The sequence below is a fragment of the Cellulomonas sp. P5_C6 genome (assembly GCF_054049635.1).
Map to the genome: position 1 here is coordinate 1 of NZ_JBFULZ010000153.1, position 9,891 is coordinate 9,891.

At 72.7% G+C, this 9,891-nt stretch carries 11 protein-coding genes and 1 pseudogene; 4 read left to right on the forward strand and 8 right to left on the reverse strand.

Annotated features, from left to right (window positions below):
- The 4 genes and pseudogenes from ACXJKG_RS15545 to ACXJKG_RS15560 all read left to right on the forward strand — a co-directional run.
- Window positions 1–208 (forward strand): annotated as a pseudogene (locus tag ACXJKG_RS15545) (sugar ABC transporter permease); the annotation flags it as partial.
- Window positions 208–1,080: a carbohydrate ABC transporter permease gene (locus ACXJKG_RS15550; protein ID WP_456846650.1), complete on the forward strand. Its 873-nt coding sequence runs from the start codon at window positions 208–210 to the stop codon at window positions 1,078–1,080. The pseudogene ACXJKG_RS15545 and the gene ACXJKG_RS15550, both read left to right, overlap by 1 nt.
- On the forward strand, window positions 1,077–2,018 hold the full coding sequence (locus ACXJKG_RS15555) for an aldo/keto reductase (protein ID WP_456846651.1): 942 nt from the start codon (window positions 1,077–1,079) through the stop codon (window positions 2,016–2,018). Before ACXJKG_RS15550 ends, ACXJKG_RS15555 begins: the two co-directional genes overlap by 4 nt.
- A 16-nt stretch (window positions 2,019–2,034) precedes the next feature.
- Window positions 2,035–4,074 carry a beta-galactosidase gene (locus ACXJKG_RS15560; protein WP_456846652.1) on the forward strand — a complete coding sequence of 680 codons (2,040 nt, stop codon included), beginning with the start codon at window positions 2,035–2,037 and terminating at the stop codon, window positions 4,072–4,074.
- A 7-nt stretch (window positions 4,075–4,081) separates the two neighbouring features.
- On the opposite strand, the gene ACXJKG_RS15565 is transcribed toward ACXJKG_RS15560, so the two are convergent.
- The 8 genes from ACXJKG_RS15565 to atpD form a co-directional block, all read right to left on the reverse strand.
- Window positions 4,082–5,281 (reverse strand): N-acetylglucosamine-6-phosphate deacetylase, encoded by a 1,200-nt coding sequence (locus ACXJKG_RS15565; RefSeq protein WP_456846653.1) that lies wholly within the window; start codon window positions 5,279–5,281, stop codon window positions 4,082–4,084.
- Window positions 5,282–5,283: 2 nt separating this feature from the next.
- Complete coding sequence (locus ACXJKG_RS15570; protein WP_456846654.1) at window positions 5,284–5,766, reverse strand: hypothetical protein; 483 nt, start codon at window positions 5,764–5,766, stop codon at window positions 5,284–5,286.
- A complete protein-coding gene (locus ACXJKG_RS15575; protein ID WP_456846655.1) occupies window positions 5,763–6,281 on the reverse strand; it encodes a DUF1990 family protein in 519 nt (172 codons plus the stop codon). Before ACXJKG_RS15575 ends, ACXJKG_RS15570 begins: the two co-directional genes overlap by 4 nt.
- Entirely contained in the window at window positions 6,278–6,925 is a 648-nt protein-coding gene (locus ACXJKG_RS15580; RefSeq protein WP_456846656.1) for a TetR family transcriptional regulator, read from the reverse strand. The genes ACXJKG_RS15575 and ACXJKG_RS15580 overlap by 4 nt, the downstream gene beginning before the upstream one ends.
- Before the next feature lie 171 nt (window positions 6,926–7,096).
- Complete coding sequence (gene nucS, locus ACXJKG_RS15585; RefSeq protein WP_456846657.1) at window positions 7,097–7,792, reverse strand: endonuclease NucS; 696 nt, start codon at window positions 7,790–7,792, stop codon at window positions 7,097–7,099.
- 13 nt (window positions 7,793–7,805) lie between these two features.
- On the reverse strand, window positions 7,806–8,213 hold the full coding sequence (locus ACXJKG_RS15590; protein WP_456846658.1) for a DUF2550 family protein: 408 nt from the start codon (window positions 8,211–8,213) through the stop codon (window positions 7,806–7,808).
- A 13-nt stretch (window positions 8,214–8,226) separates the two neighbouring features.
- A complete protein-coding gene (locus ACXJKG_RS15595; RefSeq protein WP_456846659.1) occupies window positions 8,227–8,520 on the reverse strand; it encodes a F0F1 ATP synthase subunit epsilon in 294 nt (97 codons plus the stop codon).
- 80 nt (window positions 8,521–8,600) lie between these two features.
- A partial coding sequence (atpD, locus tag ACXJKG_RS15600) for a F0F1 ATP synthase subunit beta (protein WP_456846660.1) occupies window positions 8,601–9,891 on the reverse strand: 1,291 nt, incomplete at its 5' end.

The window sequence follows — 9,891 nt, forward strand, 5'->3', positions numbered from 1 at the left end:
GGTCTACGGCGAGCCCACCACCCTGCGCCCGATGACGAGCGCCATCACCCAKACGTGGGTCCCCCTCATGACGATCTACCGCGACGCGTTCACCCGCGACGACCTGCCGCTCGCGGCCGCGTCGTCGGTGATCCTCGCCGTCCTCACCGTCCTGCTCTCCGTCCTGCTGCTGCGCGTGACGCAGAAGCGCGCCTTCGGGGAGGACTGATGGCGACGATCACAGCGGTGCGTCCGCTGCAGGCGCGGACGTCGTTCCTGACCAAGGCCGTGCCGACCGGAGTGATCGTGCTCGGCGCGGTCTACTGCCTGATCCCGGTCCTGTGGGTCATCACGGCCTCGACCAAGTCGAAGTCGCAGCTGTTCACCACCTTCACGTTCGCGCCCGGCAACGGGCTCGTCGACAACCTGCGAGACCTGTTCGCCTACGGCGACGGGCAGTACATGACCTGGGCGCTGAACAGCCTCCTGTACGCCGGCGTCGGCGCCATCCTGTCCATGCTCGTCTCGACGATGGCCGGCTACGGGCTCGCGAAGTACCAGTTCCGCGGCCGCAACGCGATCTTCTTCGCGATCCTCGCGGGCGTGCTCATCCCGGGGATCACGCTCGCGATCCCGCAGTACCTGCTGATGTCCAAGATCGGGATGGCGGGCTCGTACCTCTCGGTGCTGGTGCCCGCGATCATCTCCCCGTTCGGCATCTACCTGTCGCGCGTCTTCGCCGCCGCGTCGGTGCCGATGGAGACGATGGAGGCCGCCCGGCTGGACGGCGCGAGCGAGGCCCGGATCTTCACCTCGATCGGGCTGCCGATGATGCTCCCGGGCATGGTGACCGTGTTCATGCTGCAGTTCGTCGGCATCTGGAACAACTTCCTGCTGCCTTTCATCATGCTCTCCGACCAGAACAAGTACCCGATCACCGTGGGCCTGTACACCCTGCTCTCAAAGGGGTCGGGCGAGCCGGCGCTGTACAGCATCGCGATCGTCGGCGCGGCCCTGTCGATCATCCCGCTCGTCGCGCTCCTGCTCTTCCTCCAGCGCTTCTGGCGGCTCGACCTGCTCAGCGGGGGGCTCAAGGGATGAGCCTCGCCCCCGACCCTGCCCGGACGGTCGTGCTGGGCGGCTTCCCGGTGAGCGTGCTCACGGTCGGCGCGTCCGCCCTCGGCCGCGAGTCGCTCGCGGACGACGTGGCGGACGCGACGATCGAGGCCGCCCTGACCGGCCCCCTCGCCCTGCTCGACACGAGCAACGACTACGACCAGAGCGAGCGCCGCATCGGCCGGGTGCTGCGCCGGCTGGGCGGCGTGCCGGCCGGGCACGCGGTCGCCACGAAGGTCGACCCGCTGCCCGGGTCGGCCGACTTCTCGGGCGACCGGGTGCGCCGCAGCGTCGAGGAGAGCTGCGAGCGGCTGGGCCTCGAGCACCTCCCGCTGGTCCACCTGCACGACCCCGAGCGCACGACRTTCGAGGAGGCGATGGCGCCCGGCGGGGCGGTCGACGCGCTGCTGCGGCTCCGGGACGAGGGCGTGATCGGGCTGGTCGGGGTCGCAGGCGGCCCGTCCGCGATGATGGAGCGGTACATCCGGACGGGCGCCTTCGACGCCGCAATCACCCACAACCGGCTGACCCTGCTGGACCGGTCCTCGGACGGCGTGCTCGATGCCTGCGCCGAGCTCGGGGTCGCTGCCTTCAACGCGGCGCCGTTCGGCGGCGGCATCCTCGCGGGTCGCCGCGCCGACCCGCCGCTCTACGCCTACCGGCCGGCCACCGCGGAGCATCTCGCGGCGCTCGACCAGATCGCGGCGGCGTGCGCACGCCACGGCGTCGACCTCCCGGCTGCCGCGCTGCAGCTCAGCACCCGCGACCCGCGGATCACCTCGACGATCGTGGGCGCGAGCCGGCCCGAGCAGATCGAGCAGGCGCTCGCGTGGGCGCGGCAGGACATCCCCGACGAGCTGTGGGACGAGCTGCGCGCGTTCCTCCCCCACCGCGACGTGTGGCTCGGGCCCGACGGCCGCTGACGACGACAGGAGCACGATGAGCAAGGCACCGCTGCGCACGGACCGGTTCTGGTTCGGCGGCGACTACAACCCGGAGCAGTGGCCGCGCGAGGTGTGGCAGCAGGACGTCGAGCTCATGCRGCGCGCCGGGGTCAACACCGCGACCGTCGGCGTGTTCTCCTGGGCCCTGCTGGAGCCCGAGGAGGGCCGGTACGAGTTCGGCTGGCTGGACGACGTGCTCGACCTGCTGCACGACGGCGGCATCGGCGTCGTGCTGGCCACCCCCACCGCGTCGCCGCCCCCCTGGTTCTCGCTGGCGCACCCGGACGCGCTGCCGGTGCTGGCCGACGGAACGCGCCTCACGCACGGGAGCCGCGACACGTACTGCGCGTGCGCGCCCGCCTACCGCACCGCCGCCCGCCGGATCGCGGCCACGCTGGCCGAGCGCTACGGCGACCACCCGGCCCTGCGGGCGTGGCACGTGCACAACGAGTACGGGACGTTCTGCTGGTGCGACCACGTCGCGGAGTCGTTCCGCACCTGGCTCCGCGACCGCTACCGCACGCTCGACGCGCTGAACGACGCCTGGGCGACCGCGTTCTGGAGCCAGCACTACGGCTCCTGGGAGCAGATCCAGCCGCCGCGCGCCACGCAGTACCTGCACAACCCGACCCACGCGGTCGACTTCCGCCGGTTCTTCTCCGACGAGCTGCTCGACTGCCTGCGCGAGCAGACCGAGCAGATCCGCGCGGCGGGCTCGACGGCCCCGGTCACGACGAACTTCATGCTGCCGACGTGGAACCACCTGGAGCAGTGGAGCTGGGCCGCCGAGCAGGACGTGGTGTCGATGGACCACTACCTCGACACGACCGGCCCCGACGGCGAGGCGCACGTGGCCTACGCGGCGGACCTCACGCGGTCGTGGTCCGACGGGCGGCCGTGGCTGCTCATGGAGCAGTYGGCGAGCTCCATCTCCGTCGACGGCCGGATCGCGTTCAAGGACCCGCAGCGCGCCGTGCGCAACTCGCTGTCGTACGTCGCCCGCGGCGCGCAGTCGTCGCTGTTCTTCCAGTGGCGCGCGTCCGCCGCCGGGTCCGAGGCGTGGCACGGTGCGATGGTGCCGCACGCGGGCGCGGACTCGGCGACCTACCGGGCGATGTGCGAGCTGGGGGCTGCCCTCGACGCGATCGCGGAGATCACGGAGCCGCCCGCCGACGGCCGGGTGGTCGATGCCGACGTCGCCGTCTGGTGGCACGCCGAGGGGTGGTGGGCGCTGGAGAACCGGTCGCTGCCGTCCGACCACCTGACCTACTCGGACGCCGTCCGGGCCACGCACCGGGCGCTGTGGCACGCGGGCGTCGCGGTCGACTTCGTGCCGCCGGGCCGCGACCTGTCGGGCTACCGGCTCGTCGTGGTCCCGAGCATGTTCGCGATGGACGACGCGGCGGTCGCCTCGCTCGAGGCCTACGTGCGCGGCGGAGGACACCTGGTGGTCGGACCGTTCACGGGGATCGCCGACGAGCACCTGCACGTGGTCACCGGCGGCTACCCCGGGCGCCTGCGCGACCTGCTCGGCGTGCGTATCGAGCACCTGGCGCCGCTGGCGCCCGGCGAGCAGGTCGAGCTCACGGGCGCCATGCGCGGGCAGACCTGGTCGGAGCTCGTCCAGCCGACGACCGCCGCGACCGTCGCCACCTACGCCGGCGGCGACCTCGACGGCAGCCCGGCGATCACCCGGGCGACGGACCCGTCCGGCGGCACCGCGACCTACGTGTCCACCGCCCTCGACGAGGCGTCGATCACCGGCTTCCTCGGCTCCCTGGCCGCGAGGGCCGGCGTCGCGCCCGTCCTCGCGGACGTGCCCCCCGGCGTCGAGGTCGTCCGCCGGCGGGGCGCCGCGGCGACCTACCTGTTCGTGCTCAACCACTCCGACCGTCCGGTCGTCGTCCGCGGACCCGGTGAGGAGCTGCTGGGCTCCGTCGCGACCGACGACGGCCTGTCGGTGGCCGGTCTCGGCTACGCCGTCGTGCGCGAGCGCTCGAGGGACGGGTGGACGCTGACCAGCAGCCCGTCCTGATGCAGGCCTAGATCCAGGCCCCCCCGCGCAGCACGCGGACGGGCCGCAGGTCGTCGTCGGTCACGACGAGGTCCGCGCGCCGGCCCGCGGCGAGCGCGCCGAGATCCCGGCGGCCGAGCACGTCGGCCGGGGTCGTCGCCGCCGCGAGCACCGCGTCCTCGAGCGGGATCCCGGCGGCGACGACGTTCCGGACGACGTCGAGCAGGTGCGCCACTCCCCCGGCGATCGCGCCCGTCTCGTCGGCGATCCGCGCGACCCCGCCTTCCACGGTCACGTCCATCGGGCCGAGCCGGTAGGCGCCGTCGGGCATCCCCGCGGCCGCCATGGCGTCCGTGACCAGCGCGATCGAGCCGGGGCCCACCAGGTCGAACACCGACCGGACCGTGCCGTCGGCCAGGTGCGTGCCGTCGGCGACGAGCTCGACCACCAGCTCGCCGCGGGCCGCCGCCGCCAGGCACGCGGCGATCGGGCCCGGGTCGCGGTGGTGCAGCGGGCGCATGCCGTTGAACAGGTGCGTGGCGGTCAGCCGGCCGTTGGACCGGGCCGCCAGCAGGTCGAAACCGCGGTCGACGGCCTCGTCCACCTGCTCGGCCGACGCGTCCGTGTGCCCGATCGACGGCACCGCTCCGACGTCCACGAGCGCCGCGATCACCTCGTCCGCGCCGGGCACCTCGGGGGCGATCGTCATCGTCACCAGGTGGCCGTTCGCGCTCTGTGCGATCCGGCGGACCAGGTCGGCGTCGCCGTCCAGCATGTCCGCCGGGTTCTGCGCGCCGCATCGGTCCGCCGACAGGAACGGGCCCTCGAGGTGGATGCCGACGACCTCGCCGGCGTCCGCCAGCCCCGAGAGCAGGGCCGTGCGCTCCAGCAGGACGTCCGGCGGGGCCGTGACCAGCGAGGCGACCAGGCTGGTGGTCCCGTGGCGACGATGCTCGTCGACCGCGCGCTGGGCGTCCGCCGCGTCGACCGCGTCCGGGAAGCTCGCCCCGCCGCCGCCGTGGCAGTGCAGGTCCACCAGCCCGGGCAGGATCGTCCCGTCGGACGGGTCCGGCAGGGCCCAGCCGGTGGGGAGGCCGTCGGCCGGACCGACCCAGACGATCGTGGCATCGTCGATCACCACCACCCCGTCGTCGAGCACCCCGCGGGGGGTGACGAGGCGGCCGCGCAGGATCAGGGGCTCGGTGCTCACGGGATCATCCTTCCGCATGCCTACGCCCGCTCGGCGCCGTCCAGCTGGGCGTCCTCGACCTGCTCGGCCGTGGGCGTCGCCGGACGCCGCGCGCGTCGCGCCGTCGCCCACCCGGACCACCAGCGCGCGCCGCCCGCGCCGACCGCACCCTCGGCCGCGGCGAGCAGGGCCTGGGGGTCGGCGGGATCGACGAGGCCGACCGCGACGCAGATCGCGACGGAGAGGACCGCGCCGACCAGCGCGAACACGGCGACGTGGACGAGCTCGCTGCGGGTCCGGCGCAGCAGGCGCGCGATCAGCAGCCCCGCCGGGAAGCCGACCACCCCGATCGGCACGGCGGCGACCATCGCCACGTAGGCGAGGAACCCGACCCCACTCCCGGTCAGGGTGGTGGGGTCCGTGATCAGCTGGAACCCGACGACGACGGTGACGTTGACCGCGACGAGGACTGCGAAGCACCGCACGCAGAGGGCGAAGATCGCCCCCGGCCCGTGGACACTCACGACGCGCGCCCGAGCACCCGGCGCGCACCCCGGGCCAGCAGCCGCAGGTACAGGTGCTGCCCGGCCACCGCGACCGGCCCGACGGCCCGGACCCACCACCGGTCCGGCACCGAGTACGCGGTCGCGACGAACCACAGGTCGCCGGCGTCGTCGCGCTCGATGGTGAACGCCTCCTCGCCGCGGAACAGGTGGCCGGGCAGCGTGCCGTACCCGAACCCGGTCCGCCCGGGCGACCGCTGCACCCACACGACCTCGCACGGCACCGAGAGGTGCACGGGTCCGACGCCCGGACGGCTCACGACCCGCACGCCCACGGCGGCCTCGTCGGCGTCGGGCCGCACGTCGATCCCGGCAGCCGCGTGCACCTGCCACCGCAGCAGGGCCTCGCCGACGACAGCGACGTCCTCGACGCGAGACCCGTGCGCCAGCAGGTGGCGGACCCGCAGGTGCCGGAAGCCGTCGGGCAGCGCGTCGGCCCGCGTGGCGCCGACCTCGTCGTACGTCAGCCGGGTCATGCCCGGACCGCCCGCACCAGGGCGAGGACGTCGTCGGCGGCGCCGCGCAGCACGGGGAGCCGGGACAGTCGGACCAGCCGGCCGATCAGYGGCGCGACCCCCTCGACGAGGGTGCGCGTCYGGCGCTGGCCAGGCGAGCCGTCGTAGACCCAGAACAGCGTCACGCCCAGCTGCGCCAGCCACAACAGCTCGGGCAGCTCCTCGCGCAGCACCGACGGCACGGCCGGCGACGCCCCCTCGACCAGCTCGCGGAAGATGCCCTGGCTCAGCTCGCGCACCTCCCCCGACTCGGCCGAGAACGGGCTCGCCGCCGACCCCGGGCGGATGGCGACCGTGACGAACTCACCACCGAACGCGTGGTAGTCGGCGAACGCGTCGACACCCGCGAGCAGCACGCCACGCAGCCGGGCCGTGAGGTCGCCGCCGTCGGCCAGCACGGCCCGGGCCGCCGCCGACTGCTCGCGGGTCACGTCGAGGTACAGCTCCTGGACCAGGTGGTCCTTCGACGCGAAGTGGTAGTACGCGTTGCCGGTGGCGACCCCGGCCTCCTGCGCGATCGCGCGCATGGTCGTCGCCGCGTAGCCGCGCTCGCGGAACAGCCGCAGGGCCGTGGACCGCACGAGGGCCTTGGTGTCGTCGCTCATGGGACCATTTGAACACGTTCAGTTGAACATATTCAACTCCTGCTCCTCGGTGGCGCCGGCGCCGCCCGACAGGTCAACCACACGCGGACGGGCGGAGACGGCTGTCCGAGGGCGCGCGCGTGGAGCGCAGCGGCAGCGTTGAAGGAAGTGGGCGGCCGCGGCCGCACCGGGTCAGAAGAGGCGGGAGCCCGAGTCGTCGACGCCCTTCATGGCGTCGTAGTCGAGGACGAGGCAGCCGATGCCGCGGTCGGTGGCGAGCACCCGGGCCTGCGGCTTGATCTCCTGCGCGGCGAACACCCCACGGACGGGGGCCAGGTGCGGGTCGCGGTTGAGCAGCTCGAGGTAGCGGGTCAGCTGCTCGACGCCGTCGATGTCCCCGCGGCGCTTGATCTCGACGGCGACCGTGCCGCCGGAGGGGTCCTTGGCCAGGATGTCGACCGGTCCGATGGCCGTCGGGTACTCGCGGCGGACCAGGGTGTGGCCGGTGCCGAGCAGGATGATCTGCGCCGCCAGCAGCTCCTGCAGGTGGGCCTCGACGCCGTCCTTGACCAGGCCCGGGTCGACGCCCAGCTCGTGCGCGGAGTCGTGCTGCACGTCGTAGAGCTCGATCTCGAGGCGGTCGTCGGACTTCTGGTGCTGCACGGTCCACACCTGCGTGACGCCGGCGGCGCGGGACTCGTCCGAGGGCTCCGACACCGCGAGCGTGCACGGGGGGCTCATCCAGTTCAGCGGCTTGTACGAGCCGCCGWCCGAGTGCAGCAGCACGCTGCCGTCGGACTTCACCACCAGCAGGCGGGTGGCGCGGGGCAGGTGCGCGTTGAGCCGACCGCTGTAGCGGGCAGCACAGGACGCCACGACGAGACGCATCGGAACTCTCCGGTCAGATGACCGAGCCGACGCGCGACGGCGTGGCCTCGATCCAGGACGTCAGGCCGGCGTAGGCGTCGGCGCTCATGAGCAGGTGGACGGTGTCCGTCGACGAGCCGGGGCGGCAGGTCACGACGACCTGGCCGTCGGAGTGCTCACGACGCTCCAGCACCGTCAGGCCCAGGCGCTGCCAGCGGGCACGGGGGCGGGTGGCCAGCGAGCGGTAGCGCCACCAGTAGAGGCGGTCGGCGCCGTACTGCGCGACGCCCGACGACCAGGAGCCCTCGGCCGTGCGCCCCAGCGCGCAGTGGAACGACCCGACGCGCCGGTTCAGCGTGTGCACCCGGGAGACCCAGAGCCCGCCGAGGACGAGCAGGACGACGACGACGACACACCCGAGTGTGACGACGACCCCGCTCACCGTGGGTTCGACCTCAGTGCGTGGCCGACGGCGTCGCGGGGCGTGCGCCCTCGACGACGTGCTCGGCGACGATGGTCAGGTGGTTCGAGTCGAAGGACAGGAACCCGCCCTCGACCTGCCAGCGCTTGGGCTGGGCGCCCTGCGACGGGAAGACGCGGAGCTCGCCGGGCTGCAGCACCGACAGCACGGGCTCGTGACCGGCCAGGATGCCGATCTCGCCCTCGCCCGCCTTGGCCGACACCATGTAGGCCGTGCCGGACCACAGCTTGCCGGCGGTCGCGACGATCTCGACCTCGATCTCTGCCACGAGACCCTCCTTCGATGTTGTGCGGGACTACGGGTACGCAGGGGCGTCCGAGACGGACGCCCCTGCGTTGGCCGAGGCGGTCAGACGCCGTAGTCCTTCTGGATGCGGGCCCAGTTGCGCTCGAGGTCCTCGAGGCCACCGATGTTGAAGAACGCCTGCTCGGCGATGTGGTCGAACTCGCCGTCGGCGATCTTGCCGAAGGCCTCGACCGTCTCCGTGAGCGGGACCGTCGAGCCGACGACGCCGGTGAACTTCTCGGCCATGTACGTGTTCTGCGAGAGGAACTGCTGGATGCGGCGGGCGCGTGCGACGACCGTCTTGTCCTCCTCCGACAGCTCGTCGACACCGAGGATCGCGATGATGTCCTGGAGCTCCTTGTTGCGCTGCAGGATCGACTTCACGCGGGTGGCGGCGTCGTAGTGCGCCTGGCCGACGTACCGCGGGTCGAGGATCCGGCTGGTGGAGGTCAGCGGGTCGACGGCGGGGTACAGACCGCGCGAGGCGATCTCACGCGAGAGCTCGGTCGTGGCGTCCAGGTGCGCGAACGTGGTGGCCGGCGCCGGGTCGGTGTAGTCGTCGGCGGGGACGTAGATCGCCTGCAGCGAGGTGATCGAGTGACCACGCGTCGAGGTGATGCGCTCCTGCAGGATGCCCATCTCGTCGGCGAGGTTCGGCTGGTAGCCGACCGCGGACGGCATGCGGCCGAGCAGCGTCGACACCTCGGAACCGGCCTGCGTGAACCGGAAGATGTTGTCGATGAAGAGCAGCACGTCCTGCTTCTGCACGTCGCGGAAGTACTCCGCCATCGTCAGGGCCGACAGGGCGACGCGCAGACGCGTGCCCGGCGGCTCGTCCATCTGGCCGAAGACGAGCGCCGTCTTGTCGAAGACGCCGGCCTCCTCCATCTCGACGATGAGGTCGTTGCCCTCACGGGTGCGCTCGCCGACACCGGCGAACACCGACACACCACCGTGGTTGAGCGCGACGCGCTGGATCATCTCCTGGATGAGGACCGTCTTGCCGACGCCCGCACCGCCGAAGAGGCCGATCTTCCCGCCGAGCACGTACGGCGTCAGCAGGTCGATGACCTTGATGCCGGTCTCGAACATCTGCGTCTTCGACTCGAGCTGGTCGAAGGCCGGGGGCTTGCGGTGGATGGGCCAGCGCTCGGTGATCTCGAGCTTCTCGCCCTCCTTGAGGTTGAGCACCTCGCCGATGACGTTGAAGACGTGGCCCTTGGTGATGTCGCCGACGGGCACGGAGATCGCCTCGCCGGTGTCGCGCACGAGCGCGCCGCGGACCAGGCCGTCGGTCGGCTTGAGCGCGATGGCCCGGATGAGCGAGTCGCCGAGGTGCTGGGCGACCTCGAGG

Bases quoted from the DNA above. Each gene is read 5' to 3' on its own strand.
- ACXJKG_RS15575 (WP_456846655.1), bottom strand. From the start codon at position 6,281: ATGACCCGGCTGACGTACGACGAGGTCGGCGCCACGCGGGCCGACGCG.
- ACXJKG_RS15565 (WP_456846653.1), bottom strand. From the start codon at position 5,281: ATGCGGAAGGATGATCCCGTGAGCACCGAGCCCCTGATCCTGCGCGGC.
- ACXJKG_RS15550 (WP_456846650.1), top strand. From the start codon at position 208: ATGGCGACGATCACAGCGGTGCGTCCGCTGCAGGCGCGGACGTCGTTC.